The organism is Aliiglaciecola sp. M165 (genome assembly GCF_007197995.1).
Taxonomy (GTDB): Bacteria; Pseudomonadota; Gammaproteobacteria; order Enterobacterales; family Alteromonadaceae; genus Aliiglaciecola.
The window spans coordinates 396,883-413,370 of record NZ_VKKH01000001.1; the positions used below are offsets into that span (position 1 = coordinate 396,883).

A 16,488-nucleotide genomic window follows, 5' to 3' on the forward strand; every position below is an offset into this window, starting at 1 on the left:
TTTTTTACAATAAGTTCTAAAAATCAGCTCATTAAAGTAACAAACCAAGTTAAAATACCGGACCACGCCCAAGTCACCGTTGGGATTAAAAATATCAATGCAAATCGTAGTGCTAAATGAATATTTACCGGCCAGACTCTAGCTTTTAGGATTTCATCTTTGATGTTTGTAGTTTTACCTTGATGACGTTGATCAAGCCCCATATCCTCTAAACCGACAGCATCAATTTTTGGTTTTCTAGGATGGTGATTTCGAGCTTGACGAAACGCATCAAGAGCTTTGGTCTTTTTTTCGATGATGATGTGCCTGACTCGAAAAAGAGGATAAAACATTAGGTTTATCAGAATGACCAATAATGTCATTGTCATTAAGAAGTCTTTCATATGCGGAGGACCGCCCAACCAAAACAGTGGAGCCAATGCTACGCAGAAAGAAAAGAAAAAAGCGTTCCAAAAGACTGTGTTTGCAATTGGAAAAAGCTCTTCTGCACTAAATAAATCAACGTTCAGATGCAATTCAACGAACTCAGTAACTAGTCGAGTAATTCTATAGATTGTCAAAACGCCTAGTATAATACCCGTCCACATAAACACGGCTTGTGGCGCTAAGGGGAATCGAATCAGGTTCTTTTCGAATCCCAATTCCTCAACGTAAAACAGCCCTTCGGTGTAAAAATAAAAAAACATCATTACGACGGCCAGCGCTACTGATTTAAGCAGATTTTTTTTCGGTAAGCCTTTTATTTTATCTACAAACTGCTGGGCAACAACGGGATCTGAATTGGTCATTTGCGCACTTTCCACAATCGCTGCGCAAGCTTTCCTTATCAAAACGGGTAATACAACTAAGCTAAAGCCACCAATAATGGGTAGTGCAAAGGCCGCACCAATATCTCTTACTTGAATCGGGTGCAATCCTGAGTGAGGGCTCACTATCACACCGAGGATATAATTAAGGAGAACAAAGAAAAACGTTGTTAAACATGCAGCCCACTGCCACTTGTCGAATAAAGAACCTTTTATCACTGATATACTACTTTTTGGTTACAAGGCTTTTGTCGGCGGTTATCGCGTTAAACCCAAGAACAGCGCAGTATACATTTAAATTTGTGGTAGAAAAACCTCTCACTAAAAAGGGTTGTGAGTGAATCCTCTTTGACTCAATTGCGCATTGGCAGTCATTGCTGAAAGAGACATGGTAACCCCTTCAATCAAATGTTGATTTTCAATCCCATAATATGCCGCTGATTGACCACATAGGTATATCTCTACGTTGTTTTCGAGAAGCGCCTGTATGAGTGGAAGATTTTCATTGTTATTATCAAATTTGTCAGAATGTTGCTTAGCATTCAATAGGTCGAAACCTGCTTTTCCATGGACAACAAGCGCTAGCTGAATATTCTTAGGATTTACTCCATTAGCTACGTGCATATTGAGAAAGCGTGCCAGAGAATCAAATTTCCTATTCAACTGGCCATCACCGGCTGTTTGGCTGACATCAAAAGCAATTTTAAACGCGCTATTTTGATTGAGTGGCTGCGTTAAATTCACTGCAGCATGGCGGCCAAACTCCTTAATCAAAGGTCCATCAGCAAATCCCTCTTGAGCTAAACTGCAAGGAGCGCCCAATATTGAACAGAACAGGATCACAACAACGAATAAATGTTTCATGGCAAAATCAATTTTTTGATTAAAACGACAGTGTAAAGGTACAGCAATATTTTGTCATTTACGCAAATTAATAGTGAAATCAACCAACAAGCACTTGAACTAACTTGAATGCATACCCAAAAGGGTCGATCCCATTGCACAATTAGAAACAAGAAAATATCGCTATAACAACTAGTTAAGACTTTCTTGATGCATTTAATAGGCGTAACATAATGGACTTGGTATGGTTACTGCGTACACCAGATGGATTAGAGGTGTAACTGAGTGCTACTGCGAGCCTGAAAGCCGCAACCGCTCAATACGATATAAGCGCACTCGCTTTGTTTGAGACGTTAAATGAATGGCTAATGACTTTCGGCACATTCATTTTGCTGAAACTTAGTTACACTCTAAACAACAGATTGCTTTCGAAAATCACGAATAGTTACAAATGATCAGCATCACCAACGTACGGAAGTCGATATAATTGGTGATGTAATAAACGGATGAAATGTGAACGACTATGAATAACCCTTGGATAAAAGCACTATTATTTTTTGTTGTTGTCGGTATCGGCTTTGGCGGCATGATGGCAGTTGGCGCTTCTGGCGGAAACGAAGAAGAAAGAGAGGAAGTTGATACTAGACCTATCGTTAGAGTTGAATCTGCGGAATCAATGGACTATCAAGTTCTTATTCATAGTTTTGGCGAAGTCACACCTCTGGAAAGCACCAATTTGTCCGCACAAGTATCGGGTGAAGTTACCAGTTGGAACCCTAAATTTGTGGCCGGTGGACTGGTTAAGCGTGGTGAAGTCTTATTTAGTATAGAACGAGACACCTACGAAGCCGCATTGCTGCAAGCTGAGGCAGAATTGTCCCAGGCACAAGCGAATTTAATCGAAGAACAGGCGCGAGCTGAAGTTGCAAAACGCGAAGCAAAAAACCTTCCTGCAAATCAGGTTAGCGATTTGTATTTGAGAAAGCCGCAACTACTCAGTGCTAAAGCATCGCTCAAGTCCGCTGAGGCGCGACTTAAAATCGCCCAACGAGATTTAGACGATTGTGAAATCAGAGCACCTTATGATGCGTTGGTTGTCTCTCGAGAGATTGGTGTCGGAGAGTTTGTCAATCGTGGTGCTCCTGTGGGAATTATCAATAGTATCGAAAAAGCTGAAATTCATTTTCCAATTGCTGGGTTTGATAGTGCCTTTTTGCCTTCTACTTTGGAAAACCAAGAAGCCATTGTTATTAACAAGGGCGTTAAAACATTTAGCCGCGTAGGTGAAATCTCTCGTGATTTAGGGGTTATCGATCAAAGCACACGAATGAGCCAACTAGTCGTCACGGTCAATGATCCATATGGATTAAACGAAAATTTACCTGCACTGAAATTTGGCAGCTATGTAGAAGTAAACATCTCAGGGCAAACACTACAGAACGTGTATCGCCTACCTCAGGATTTAGTCACTAATCGCATCGTTTGGGTAGTCGGCGACGACAACAAGTTGGTGCCTAAACCTGTAGAAATTATTCGCGAAGAAGGCGCTCATTTTATTGTCAGCAGTGGTATTAGTGAAAACGACAAAGTTGTTGTGACTGTGCCTGAATACCCTCAAAGAGGGATGGAAGTGCGTCTTTCTACTGAAGTAGAAGATGACGCATTAGTCGCACAACAGCCTAACTAATAGGTCACAGCTCATGACGACTGAAACAAAACAAACCGGACTCATTGCATACTTTGCAAATAACTCTGTAGCGGCCAACTTATTGATGGGCTTTATCATCATCATGGGCATCATCAGCTACTTTACTATCCAACGTCAAATGTTCCCCAATATTGAGATTAACTACATCAATATTGAAGCTAATTACCGCGGTGCGTCACCTCAAGAAATTGAGGAAGGCATCATGGTGAAAGTGGAAGAAGCATTAAAAGATGTAACCGAAATCAAAAAGATTTGGGCCCGATCATTCCGTAACAGTGGACGGGTAACCCTTGAAATCAATCCCGATGAAGATCTTACCGACGTGCTCGATAAGGTTAAACTCAGGGTGGATGGCATAGCGACCTTTCCTGCTGACATGGAACCACTCACCATTTCACAGGTGGAATTTAATCAAGACGTGATTGAAATGTCTTTGGTAGGGGATTTACCCCTGACAGAGCTTAAACCCGTGGCGAAACAGGTAGAAGATGAATTGCTGCAGTTGGGCAACGTTTCGTTGGTCAATCTCGATGCGCCCGATGACGAAATCGCGATCGAAATTCAACCTGGTGAACTGCGCAAATATAATCTCACGCTGGATGAGGTGACGCGTGCCATCCGTCGTTATTCGGCAAACTTTTCCGCCGGTCAGTTGCGCACTGACTCAGGCATTATCTCAGTACGTGTAGAAAATCAGTCTTACAATGGTGATGAATTTAGACGCATTCCCATAAAAATTGGTAACAATGGCTCGCGGGTAATGCTCAGTGACGTTGCTATCATCAAAGATGGTTTTACAGAAGGCGAACGTTACTTCAAGTATTCAGGAAAAAATGCAATTTTCCTTTCAGTAAAAGCTACCAAAGAACAAAACATGGTACCCGTTGCCCAATCGGTAAAGGATTTTATTGCTCAGCGTAATGAAACCCTTCCCGACGGCATGGAGCTGAAAATCTTGGTAGATATGACCTTCTACCTCAATGCTCGCTTGGACATGATGTTGTCTAATCTATTCCAAGGCGCGATCTTGGTTGCGCTCATGTTGACCGTATTTTTGCGTTTCAGGTTAGCGCTTTGGGTGATGGTTGGTTTACCTGTGTGCTTCCTGGGCGCAGTGATGTCAATGAGTCTGTTTGGGATCAGTATTAATATTCTGTCGCTGTTTGCGTTCATTATGGTGTTGGGTATCGTGGTAGATGATGCCATAGTCATTGGTGAGGCGGCCTACACCGAGGTCGAGAAAAAAGGCGGAGGCGTTGAAAATGTCGTCCGCGGTGCTCGGCGAGTCGCGGTACCCGCAACCTTTGGTGTCCTGACAACCATTGCAGTGTTTGCTCCTTTTACCCAATCAAGTGGTCCAGAGGGCGCATTTTTCTACAACATAGCCACCGTTGTCATATTCTGTCTGATCTTTAGCTTAGTCGAATCTAAACTTATTTTGCCCGCTCATTTGGCGCATACAAATTTTAAACCCATTAAAGAAGGCAGTTGGCGTGATCGTTTCAACAAGCGCTTCTTTGGATTTGTTAACGGCACTTATCGTAATTTTGTTGCAAAATGTACCGAATTTAGATGGGTAGTTTTAGGTTTCTTCATTGCTATGTTACTCATTGCCTTTGGCTTGATCCAAGCCAATCATGTACGCATGGTACCCACACCTAAAGTCCCCCACGATTTCCCCGACATTCGCATTGAAATGAATGAGAACGTCTCTGACGCGGCAACAATCGAAGCACTACAAACTATCGAAGGCGTTGTTAATCGCATTGAACGCGACATCGTAGAAGAGTACGGCTCGGGTATGATCAAAGACATGCTGGTGTTTAACCAGGGGCGCACAAGTGGTCGTCTTGTCATCCCCCTTGTGGATGAAGAAGAGCGCCATTTTGATACCTTCGAACTAGCACGACGCTGGAGACAGGCCATACCGGAAATCCCCGGCATGCGTTCGTTCACAGTGCGAGATGATGTGAATGGTGGCGGTGATGACGGTGATTTTGGTTACTTACTGTACGGTTCAGACATCAATACTCTTAATGCTGCGGGACGTGCATTTATTGATATGTTGCAGCAAGAAAAGGGATTGTTTGACGTCAGTTCGACCATCGACCCAGCTAGCAAAGAAATTCAGATGACCCTATTACCTGTTGCTTACGATTTGGGCTTAGATTTGGCCACAATCGCTAATCAGGTAGGCGCAAGCTTCTTCGGTGGCGAAGCACAACGTGTGATCCGTAACGGCGAAGAAGTTCGAGTGATGGTGCGCTATCCAAGACTCACCAGAGAGCGCTTTGCGGAACTCAAATACACGGTAGTTACCACGCCAGGTGGGCGTGAAGTAATGCTTGGTGATGTAGTTCAGCTCGATGAGAAGCCCGGTATTAGCTACATCCGCCGAGAGGGTGGCTATCGCAGCGTTTATGTCTGGGGGGCCATCGATGAAGAAGCGGTTGAACCCAATGAAGTGGTTGAGAATATAAAAGAGAACTTGCTGCCTGACCTTCAAGCCAAGTTCCCTGGTGTGAAAACCGAGCTGGGTGGTGCCATAGAGGAACAGCAATCTCAGCAAAATGAACAACTGCTGTTTTTTGTTGCGGGTATCATCATGATGTATATCCTGCTGGCCGTGCCATTGAAAAGTTATTCTCAGCCATGGATGATTCTGATGGTTATTCCATTTAGTTTCACCGGGGCAATCTGGGGCCATTTCTTCTTCGGTGTAGACATTAGCATGATGTCGACATTTGGCTTGATTGCCGCGGCAGGGGTTGTGATCAACGACTCGCTGTTAATGACCGACTATGTCAATCAACGGCGAAAAGAAGGTTATCATGTCAAAGAAGCGGTTTTAGACGCTGGTTGTGCGCGTTTTAGAGCCATTACCCTGACGTCAATCACCACCTTCGCTGGGGTGTTACCCATCATGTTTGAAACCAGTTTGCAGGCTAGATTCGTCATTCCAATGGCCATAGCACTGGGCTTCTCGGTACTTTACGCGACGATTGTGACCCTTATTCTTGTCCCTTCTATGTATCTCATCATTGAAGATATCAAGCGTCCATTTAGATGGCTTATCAACAAGGTAAAAAACCGCAAAAGCGGAAGTTTACCGGTATCTGTGTCAATAGATGCCGATGCGTAATCAATAGAATAACCTAGACCATGTCCATTGCCGGTCAGCAAAATCTGACCGGCACTCCACTATCCAACCCGTTTTCAAAGAATTACTGCATTGGTATTTGTCTTTTTCGCCAGAGCAAGTACACAACAGGAAGGATAAATAGAGACAACAGCAACGCACTTGCCATTCCACCCACCATAGGCGCAGCTATTCTGCTCATTACCTCTGAACCTGTACCGTCACCGTATAAAACCGGCAGCAACCCCAAAATAACCGTTAGAACAGTCATGAAAATAGGACGAACTCTTTGCGACGCTCCCTGGCTTATGGAATCAATAATCTCTTGTTCTGTGTAAGACACTTTTTTGGTTTGCAACAATTCTTCATAGGATTGATTCAAATAAACGATCATCAATACACCAATTTCAACAGCCACTCCGGCAAGGGCAATGAATCCGACACCCACTGCAACAGACAAGTTAAAGCCTTCTAGATGCAGGAGCCCAATCCCACCAATCAATGCGAAAGGCAAGGTGATGATAATGATCAGCACTTCGGCGATACTGCGAAAATTAACGTACAACAAAAAAACAATCAGCACTAACGTGAGAGGAACCACATAGGTCAACTTTTCTTTTGCTCGTTCAATGTACTCGTATTGCCCTGCCCAGTTGAGACTATAACCAGGCGGCATATCTAACGATTGTGCTAAGCGCTTTTTCGCATTTTCAACATAGTTCCCCACGTCGATGTTTTGAGTATCAATGTACGTCCAGCCATTTATTCGCGCATTTTCACTTTTAATCCCTGGCGGCCCGTCTTCAATATAAACATTGGCAACATCAGCCAGTGCGATGCGCTGACCACTAGGCGTGACGACAGGCAACATTTCTAAGGCCTCGGGGGAATCACGATAGGCCTGCGGGTAACGTAAATTAACCGGGTAGCGCTCCAAGCCTTCGACAGTGTGGGTGATATTCATTCCGCCGATTGCTGTCGCGACAACTTGCTGCACATCACTAATATTCAAGCCATAACGCGCTGCTTTGTCTCGGTCTATATCTACTTTTATGTATCTGCCCCCCACGACGCGCTCAGAGTATACCGACGCGGTGCCGGGCATATCAGAAAGAATCGTTTCTATGTCTTGACCAATTTTTTGAATGACATTTAAATCTGCCCCAGCGATTTTGATCCCAACAGGGGTCTTGATACCAGTCGCCAACATGTCGATTCGCGTTTTGATTGGCATTACCCATGCGTTTGTCAAACCAGGGATCTTCACCACAGCATCTAGTTCTTCGCGGAGTTTTTCAGTTGTCAGCCCCTCTCGCCATTTATCTTTGGGTTTGAGTTGAATGAAGGTTTCAATCATGGTTAGCGGTGCCGGATCGGTTGCTGTTTCAGCTCGGCCAATTTTGCCAAACACGTTTTGAACCTCTGGGATCGTGTATATGAGCTTATCGGTTTGTTGCAAAAGCTCTCGTGCCTTACCGATAGACAAGCCAGCATAAGTGGTGGGCATATACATCAAATCGCCTTCATCAAGAGGAGGAATAAATTCCGTTCCCATGTTTTTCAGCGGTAGAAAGCCAAGCCAACAAATAATTACCGCCATAAAAATCGTGCTTTTGGGAAAACGCAAAACGACGCTTAACAACGGCAAGTAAATAGCTTTTATCCATCGATTTATCGGGTTCTTATCCTCGCTGAGTATTTTGCCTTTTACAAAATAGCCCATTAGCACCGGGATAAGCGTTACCGCTATCCCTGCTGATGCCGCCATCGCATAAGTTTTTGTATAAGCCAAAGGTGAAAACATCTTGCCTTCCTGAGCCTCTAAAATGAATACAGGCAGAAAACTTACGGTGATAATAAGTAAGCTGTAAAAAAGTGCAGGGCCGACTTCGGAAGCGGCTTTACCGACGATTTCCCAACGGTTTTTATCATTGATGGGGGTTTTTAACATGTGTTTGTGCATGTTTTCTATGAGCACAATTGCCCCATCTGTCATCGCTCCGATGGCAATTGCAATACCGCCTAGTGACATAATGTTGGCGTTGATGCCCTGGAAGTACATTATCGTAAACGCTACTAAAATCCCTAAAGGTAAGCTCACCACAGCGACCAATGCGGAACGAAGATGGAACAAAAACAACGCACATATCAGCGCAACGATGGCGATTTCGCTTAAGAGTTTTGACCAAAGATTGTCGACAGCGCGTTTGATCAAGTCAGAGCGGTCATAAACCGTCACCACTTCAACGCCTTCTGGCAGACTCGACTGTAATGAGGCCAACTTAGCTTTTACTCCGTCTATGGTTTTTTGCGCATTCTCACCATAGCGCATCACCACAATGCCACCAGCAACCTCCCCCTCACCATTGAGTTCGGCTATGCCACGGCGCATTTGTGGGCCTAACCTGACGTCAGCCACATCTCGCAGCTGCAATGCCGTGCCTTGGTCGTTAATACCTAATGGCACTGATTCTATGTCTTCAATGCCTTTGAAGTAGCCCGTGGCAGTCACCATATATTCCGCCTCAGCCATTTCGATGACCGAAGCGCCTACCTCCTGGTTTCCTTTACGAATGGCGGTTTGGATCAGGCTTAACGGTATGCCAAAAGCGCGTAATTTGTCGGGATCTATATTGACTTGGTACTGTTTAACCATACCGCCCACAGAGGCGACTTCTGATACACCATCAACAGTTTGCAACTCAAATTTTAGAAACCAGTCCTGAATGGAACGCAATTGGCTGATGTCGTGCTTACCCGTACGGTCTACTAGCGCATACAGAAATACCCAACCTACACCTGATGCATCAGGCCCCAGTTGTGGCTTAGCCGTTGCTGGCAGGTTTGAAGCGACTTGGGACAAGTACTCTAACACGCGGCTACGAGCCCAATATAGATCGGTGCCGTCTTCAAAAATCACGTAGACATAAGAATCCCCAAAGAATGAAAAACCTCTCACTGTCTTTGCGCCTGGCACTGAAAGCATAGCGGTGGTAATAGGATAAGTGACCTGATCTTCCACCACCTTGGGTGACTGCCCTGGATAGGAAGTTTTCACAATCACTTGGATATCGGACAGGTCTGGGATTGCATCAACCGGCGTATTTTTAACGGAATACACACCAACAGCGATTAAAAACAATGTCGCCAGCAACACTAAAAAGCGATTTTTAATCGACCACAGGATCACACTGACCATAACTATTTCACTCCCGACAATTCGATGGGCGTGAGCTCCACAATGACAAAATCGCCCTCGCGTATCTCGAAAGTAAAGCGGATGATTGTGACATTTTCTATGCTTCCAATGTCAATACTTTCACTTAGGTAAAAGTCCATGGTCGCTGGTCCCCGCCCCCATTTTTCGATAGCTCCTCGGGTAATATTTATCAAGCGATTTGAGAGATCGATTGTGTTTATCTCGCCCTCCACCGTTGCTGTTGGGAAAACATCAGGATCGTCTGATGCTTCGGACTCGTTGGGCATTGCGCTCATCCGCAAAAAGTCCGAATGGATGCTGCTCTCAGAGTCCAGTAAAAACTGTGCTGAAATGACCACTTCATCGCCTTCTTTTAAGCCCGACAAAATTTGTGCTTTGCCCGCTCTGACAAACCCTAAGTTGACCTCTACAGACTTAAACTCTCCATCACCCAACGCCAGTACTACGCGATCCTGGCTGCCTGTGCGAATAACAGCCTCTTTGGGAATAATGAGCGAAGGATCTTGCTGTTCTACATGAATAATAATTTGCGCAAACATATTCGGTTTCAGCTGCCTGTCTTGATTGTCAAAACGCAGTCGCGCACGCAGTGTCCGAGTCTGTTCGTCTAGATTTGGGTAAATATAGTCAACTAATCCCTGCCATTGCCGCCCAGGAAGGTAATCCATCGTCATGGTCACTTGCTGACCGACCTTTACTTGGCCAGCCATACGCTCTAACACTTCCGTCTCGACCCACACATCATCTAAGGACGCTATCGACATTAACGTCTTGTCGGGTTTAACATAAAACCCCTCTCGAATATTCAAATTATCAACGACGCCTGTTTGAGGTGCATAAAAAGTGATGGACTGCATCACTTGTCGATTTCGTTGCAATTGCGCAATTGCCTGTTGTGGCATTTGCAATGCTTTCAACCTGCCGATCGCTGCTTCAGTCAATGTCTCGCTTTTACGGCTCGCTGCAAGCAGAAACTCTTCTTGTGCATTGACCAACTGGGGCGAATAAAGTGTGTACAGTGGCTGATCTTTTGTGACTTTTTCACCCGCAGAATTAACAAAAATTGCATCCACCCACCCTTCTGCCCGGGGGTGAATATGGATAAGCTTATCTTGGTTGTATTTCACGTAACCGACGGTTTTAATCGGTAAACTAAGCCTTTGTTTACTTGCAGTTTGTGTTCTAACGCCCAGATTATTCACCACACTCGGATTAATTTTAACTGTGCCTGGTGACAAATCCTTGGCGGGCTCTTCGTAGACTGGAACCAAATCCATTCCCATAGGCGACTTACCTGGCCGGTCTCTACGAAAGTTTGCATCCATGGGTGCAACCCAGTACAGAGGCTTCTTCCCATTTTCAGATACGTCAGTATGTGTTGCTGTTTTGGGATTCAATAACCAAGTGAGCGCCGCGCCAATACCTATCCCAATTGCTAGTGCAGCGAACAACACCAACTTGGTTGTTTTATTGTTATCGACAGGCATGTTATTGGCCCTCCAATAGATTTATATTTTCGTTTCCTGGTTCCATTGATACGTGGCCCAAGTAATAAAGTAAGTGCTTACGCACTTTATATATTTCGATTCTTATATTTATCATTGCCAGCCGTCCATTGAGTTCAGCGATTTTGGCTTGCATCACTTCCGAAAAAGGTTTGTCGTCGCTTGTGTATGCCGTCAAGCTTGCCTCAGCTTGTTGCCTCAATTGAGGCAAAATGTCAGTTTGGTAACCATTGAAGCGTTCTATCAGGCGAGAATGTTTTGAAATAAGCACGTTAAGTTGAGAGATCATTTGTCGGATCATCAGTCTTTTCTGAGTTTCGATAGCGGCAGATTGATGTTTGGCAGACTGAATTTGACCATCTTGTTGCTGTGTGCCAAAAATTGGCATTTCCAAGCTTACTCCGATTGAAAAGAAGTCTGCCCGGCTCTGGCCTAATTGATTATCCTGGCGATAACTGTAACTGGCATCAAGCGCCCATTTTGGCCGATAAGCCTGTTGAGCGATTTCAATGGACGTTTTGCTTGCGGTAATCTTTTGTTGTAACGCCTGTATTGCTGGGTGCGTCATCAAAAAGCCCGAAACGAGTCGAGTGTCTAAATGAGCTGATTGGGTCAAGACCTGTGGGAAGGGAATCTCTAAGGGTGCGTCGGGAAAAACAATGTCTACGTCTTGTAGGTTTGCATCGTCCATTAGCCACAGACTCAAATTAGCAATTGACGCATCGCGCTGCTCTCGCAGTATCAAAAGTCTGTCGTTAAGTTTAGAAACCTCTAACTTGGCCCTGATAACATCGTCCTGCCGGGTATTTCCTTGAGCTGAGGAATATTGCGCTTCTACCGTTGAAGCAAGCTGTTCGAAAAGCCCTCTATCTTCTTCCAACACAGAAAGACTTAACTGAGCTCCGTAACCCTCTAACCACAATTGTGCGACTTTGGCAGCCACGTTGGCTTGACGGTCATCGCTGAGATAAGGGTATTGGCTCGCCATTGCCAAAAGCTGTTGCCGCTTCAGTTCTGCACTTTGTCCTCGATTAAACGCCTGTGATATGCCGATTCGCGCTTGTGTCATGGGTTCTTGGTCCAATGCAAACCCGTCAGTTGGCATATTCAGCAATCCAAAGGACAATTTAGGATCAGGCAAAGTGTTGACGGACTCACTTTGCGCAGTGAGTGCTTTTTGAGTTAGCCCATTAGAATGTTGCCACGGGTCAATCGTCACAGCTCTTTCGATAGCTTGGTCAAGAGTACGAATAGTAATTTGTGCGTTAGCTGTAACAGCTGTTAATGCAGTCACACAGGCTACAAAAATAAGTTTAAAACCTTTAATAAACATTGCTTTATCTCAAGAGAAATCACTGCACCATGCAGCGTAAAAAAAAACAACTTCAAAACACGCACAGGTCACCTGTGACGAATTTCAGACGGATCTATCTTGGGTTAAGCAAAAATGGGGGGTTTGAACTGAGATAAGGCATGTGCATCGAGCACAGTATGTAACACTTCCGATATTGAATGAGAATCTATCAAAAAATCTTGGATGGAATCATTAGCAAGAAGCGCATTGGAAAAACCAGTACTCATTGGGCACTGACAGTTTTCTCCACAACAATCTCCAGACAAATTCATTGAATGAGTGCTCTCGTCTGTACTGACGTTGTCACCATGCATCATATGACGGTCATGTGAGTCACTTGCAGTGGATTTTAGACTTTCAACTTTGAGTTCTTGTGAATTTGGCATTTCACACGCCATAACAGGCACAGCGAAGCTTTGCATTACAAGCAAAACAACAATCGCAAAACCTATTAAGGATTGAACTCTCATGTAAATCTCTCTAAAAAAATATTCCCAATACAGGGTTCTTAGAGTTTAGATGAAATATCGCTGGCTTCCAAGTGTCATCTAGTTCACTAATGTGCTGATGTTGTCTTTATCAGGGCCTTTAGCTCGTTAGACAGAAAATTCGCATGCTCTGACCATCGCGAGTTTTTGGATACGGCAATGTACACACCTCTTTTTTCCTCCACAGTGAAATTGCTTTGTACTAACACCCCTTGCTTATCAAAATCTGCCACGATTTCTGGCGTTAGCGACCGTTCAACAATAATAGTGTCAACACGTTTATTTATCGCCATACTTAATAAATTTTGATGATTGATGAGTGGTATTTTTTTAAGACCACTGCTTAAGTCAAATCTTGAAAAGTAGATATTTCCTCGCACATGCCCAACATCAAGCGGCAGTAAATCTTCAAAAGAATTAATCACAAAACGCGCGTTTTTGTGTTTGTAAAACCGAAATTTTGCGTTTTGAATAACATAAGGAGGATCAAGATAAATCAGGAAACTTTGTCTTTGAGGCGTAAGGTACAAGTGATCAACAATGTCTGCCTGACCACTTTCAAGCAACTTTAAACACCTTGCCCAAGGGCAGTATAAAATCTCAAGTTTTACATTAAGCCGGTCTATTAATTGATCGATAACAGGTTGTTCTGCCAATTCAATCGAACCATGATCGTGAGTTTGTTCTTTTACGAGTTTAATGATGGCAGGTAACTCATCTGCAAAACTGTTATTAATCGGTAACGAAAAAACGAAAATTGCTGTTACCAAGCAGATGTTTTTAATGCGAAGACTGTATTTTCGATTTCTGAACAAGATGTCTTCCTGGTTACCAACAGGTATCATGAAGATATTAAGTATATGCACGAAAGTAAAATACTCAATAAAAACCCCGCCAGTTGGCGGGGCTTAGCAAATCAAGTCCGCTTTAAAAAATTAATCCAAACTTCCCCTATCCAGAGTTTCTTGCCATGCATCTGGATAGTCGCTTAGGTTTATTCTCTCCAACATTTGCAACCTAGGTTGTATGACGAAGAGGGTGTTGTAGGGTGCGTCAGGATTGCTTGGATCAGTGGAAGACAATTGAGCATCGTGTTCAACCACATAAATGCGACCATTCTCATCCACCGTAACAATATGCCATTCTCTTTGGCGAAGAGATTGCCCCTCAAATCTGTTAAATTCGTAAACTATATTATTGCCTGTTTGAGACCAAGACCAATCCATCGAGTCCTGTGTGAAATACTGTAGTTCTGTGGACTCAGCGAAACCAGTTGAAAAAACGCGTCTCATCGTAAAGTTGTCTCTAAGGTGAAAGGAAAATATGTAATCTAGGTCTAATAAATCACCATCCCAATTTTGACCGTCATCGGCATTGATTAGCGTGGTATAAACAAAAGGCAAATCGCCGGTCAAAGAAGAAGCTTGTAGATCATTGCTTTCATCAAACTTTGCCATTTTTGCCGTATAGATTGAAACGAGACGGTTGTTTTGAAAATACCTAACCTGGGCAGAATATTCGATGCCATTGCTAATAAAAGGGGTGAATTCAAACCTTTCAGAATCTGAGCTTAAGGTTATTACCCCTTCGGAGATTGAAGATACAAACTGCCCTCCACTGAACTGGCCGGCCGCAGAGCCATCATCAAAAATGGTAACGATTTCCATTTTTTCACCTTGGCCAAAATCAGGGTCTGTATCAATGCCTAATACTTGACCAATGTATTCATAAACCAGAGGCAGTGCCCATTTACCAACTAAATCAGCCGCTGTCATGTCTTTAACAATGGATTCTACGCCAGCGAACACATCACGGTTTTGCGAATCTGATGAATCTAGTGAGAAAGAGACACCCTCTATGATATCGATTTTCTCTTGTTCAGTAGTTTCTATGACAACCTGCAATGGAGTACCACTTGCGATAAGTTTAAACGTTTGGGAAACAATACGTTGAGTGGACAAATACTGTCCACCGTCAAACAAACCATTTTGAATTAACGATTCAATCTCCGTGACTGCGTCAGCACCAAATCGTGCAGAAATTACGGGCGGATCATAAAATTCAATATTCTCAGACCCATTTCCATCTTCAAAAGAAAGGTGCAATTGACCATTTTCTACTACCCAAGTGAAAGGGTAATAATGCTCAAGCTGGTTAAAGTTCTCTGCATGGTAAACACCGGTGCCATCTGCATTAAATTCATAATTAACGCCACGATAGTAAACAAAGCCATCACGCAGTTCATCATTCACTGTGGTAATGATTTTCCCTGCAACCATGTCGGCGGTGAACTGCTGAGCAACATTGGGGTCATTGATGGTTTCAGTGATGGCTACATTCAGATCTTCTGTGTAGCTGGCTAATGGGTTGCCTTGCTCATCAACTCTACCCGTTTGTGCGAGATAGCTACTGACAGCCTCTTCAACATTTTCTACCACATCATTTCGCAGTTGAGAAAATGTGGTTTGGCCTTGCTGCACTTCGTAGTCAGGGTTATCTACAAGAAGTTTGATAAAGGCAGCTGTTTCCAGCAGACGGGTTGAACCAACTCTGGCAATGATTTCCCGGAATACTTCTGCATTGGCTGGAAGGGTATTCTCGTTATTCTCAAGGGCTAACAAATAGGCTGCAGTTGAAAGATGCGTTACGTTGACCGCGCGCAATTGCTCCGGCGTGATCTGTCTATCTTCCAGCGCTAATTGCAAGACTTCGTTAACGTTACCAAGGTAGCTGGTAAGTTCAATAAACTGCTGCTGATTGTCTTGTGCACCAACGGCAGATAAAACGACTTGAGAGGTTAATTCACGGATCACGATTGGTAACTGGTATTCACCATTTTGATCAGCGACCGTTTCAAAAACTTCACCGCCTAGTTGCAATGTCACTGTGGCGCCGGCAATAGGACTGTCTGTAACGATACCCGATAGGGTGGCCGTTTGTTCGTTTTGCAAAGTAACTTGAGCTTCAGCGGTTAATTCACTGTCGCTGATTTCATAGGTCATTGAATCAGTTCCTACATGCCCTGCATTGGGCGTGTAAACCAATTGACCATTTGCAATGGAAACTGTGCCGTTCGTTGGCTCTTGCACTATCCGCAATATGGTTAAGGTATCGTTTTCTCCATCGCTGTCATTTGCCAATACGTCAATGGTGACCGACAAATTATCGCGGGCAGAAGCCTGATCATTTGTGGCAACAGGCGCTGTATTTGGTGGTGGAGGTGGTGGTGGCGGAGGAGGAGTAGGCTCTCCACCACCGCCGCTGCATGCGGTCAACGTTGTGGACATCAACAACCCGAGCATTGTTAACTTAAACGGATTGATCTTTTTAAAGTTATTATTTCCCATGTACTGCTTCCCTTTGATCTAGATTTGTATGCAATGACAACATTGCCAGCGGAGATTCTAAAGTAAGTGGTTTAAAAA

The 16,488-nt window shown here is 44.0% G+C and carries 10 protein-coding genes; 2 read left to right on the forward strand and 8 right to left on the reverse strand.

Going from position 1 to position 16,488, the window contains the following annotated elements; all coding sequences use genetic code 11:
• Positions 1-23: 23 nt before the first annotated feature.
• Both FM019_RS01730 and FM019_RS01735 read right to left on the reverse strand, forming a co-directional pair.
• A complete protein-coding gene (locus tag FM019_RS01730) occupies positions 24-932 on the reverse strand; it encodes a hypothetical protein (RefSeq protein ID WP_143834158.1) in 909 nt (302 codons plus the stop codon).
• Positions 933-1,127: 195 nt separating this feature from the next.
• Entirely contained in the window at positions 1,128-1,670 is a 543-nt protein-coding gene (locus tag FM019_RS01735) for a DsrE family protein (RefSeq protein WP_143834159.1), read from the reverse strand.
• A gap of 502 nt (positions 1,671-2,172) precedes the next feature.
• Between FM019_RS01735 and FM019_RS01740 the strand changes: the two genes are divergently transcribed.
• The gene (locus FM019_RS01740) at positions 2,173-3,336 is read left to right on the forward strand and encodes an efflux RND transporter periplasmic adaptor subunit (RefSeq protein ID WP_143834160.1); all 1,164 of its coding nucleotides are present in this window, start codon (positions 2,173-2,175) and stop codon (positions 3,334-3,336) included.
• Between the two features lie 13 nt (positions 3,337-3,349).
• Entirely contained in the window at positions 3,350-6,499 is a 3,150-nt protein-coding gene (locus FM019_RS01745; RefSeq protein ID WP_143834161.1) for an efflux RND transporter permease subunit, read from the forward strand.
• 82 nt (positions 6,500-6,581) lie between these two features.
• Here FM019_RS01745 and FM019_RS01750 read toward each other — a convergent pair whose 3' ends face one another.
• From FM019_RS01750 to FM019_RS01775, 6 genes are all read right to left on the reverse strand, one after another.
• Complete coding sequence (locus FM019_RS01750; RefSeq protein WP_143834162.1) at positions 6,582-9,695, reverse strand: efflux RND transporter permease subunit; 3,114 nt, start codon at positions 9,693-9,695, stop codon at positions 6,582-6,584.
• Between the two features lie 2 nt (positions 9,696-9,697).
• A complete protein-coding gene (locus tag FM019_RS01755) occupies positions 9,698-11,203 on the reverse strand; it encodes an efflux RND transporter periplasmic adaptor subunit (protein ID WP_143834163.1) in 1,506 nt (501 codons plus the stop codon).
• A gap of 1 nt (position 11,204) precedes the next feature.
• Positions 11,205-12,554, reverse strand: coding sequence for a TolC family protein (locus tag FM019_RS01760; RefSeq protein WP_143834164.1), 1,350 nt, complete (start codon positions 12,552-12,554; stop codon positions 11,205-11,207).
• A 104-nt stretch (positions 12,555-12,658) separates the two neighbouring features.
• Positions 12,659-13,045, reverse strand: a complete 387-nt coding sequence (locus FM019_RS01765; protein ID WP_143834165.1) for a hypothetical protein — start codon at positions 13,043-13,045, stop codon at positions 12,659-12,661.
• Between the two features lie 86 nt (positions 13,046-13,131).
• A complete protein-coding gene (locus tag FM019_RS01770; protein WP_185969147.1) occupies positions 13,132-13,878 on the reverse strand; it encodes a substrate-binding periplasmic protein in 747 nt (248 codons plus the stop codon).
• A gap of 120 nt (positions 13,879-13,998) precedes the next feature.
• Positions 13,999-16,410 carry an Ig-like domain-containing protein gene (locus tag FM019_RS01775; protein WP_143834167.1) on the reverse strand — a complete coding sequence of 804 codons (2,412 nt, stop codon included), beginning with the start codon at positions 16,408-16,410 and terminating at the stop codon, positions 13,999-14,001.
• Positions 16,411-16,488 lie beyond the last annotated feature (78 nt).

Bases quoted from the DNA above. Each gene is read 5' to 3' on its own strand.
- FM019_RS01735 (WP_143834159.1), bottom strand. From the start codon at position 1,670: ATGAAACATTTATTCGTTGTTGTGATCCTGTTCTGTTCAATATTGGGC.
- FM019_RS01740 (WP_143834160.1), top strand. From the start codon at position 2,173: ATGAATAACCCTTGGATAAAAGCACTATTATTTTTTGTTGTTGTCGGT.
- FM019_RS01745 (WP_143834161.1), top strand. From the start codon at position 3,350: ATGACGACTGAAACAAAACAAACCGGACTCATTGCATACTTTGCAAAT.
- FM019_RS01750 (WP_143834162.1), bottom strand. From the start codon at position 9,695: ATGGTCAGTGTGATCCTGTGGTCGATTAAAAATCGCTTTTTAGTGTTG.
- FM019_RS01755 (WP_143834163.1), bottom strand. From the start codon at position 11,203: ATGCCTGTCGATAACAATAAAACAACCAAGTTGGTGTTGTTCGCTGCA.
- FM019_RS01760 (WP_143834164.1), bottom strand. From the start codon at position 12,554: ATGTTTATTAAAGGTTTTAAACTTATTTTTGTAGCCTGTGTGACTGCA.
- FM019_RS01765 (WP_143834165.1), bottom strand. From the start codon at position 13,045: ATGAGAGTTCAATCCTTAATAGGTTTTGCGATTGTTGTTTTGCTTGTA.
- FM019_RS01775 (WP_143834167.1), bottom strand. From the start codon at position 16,410: ATGGGAAATAATAACTTTAAAAAGATCAATCCGTTTAAGTTAACAATG.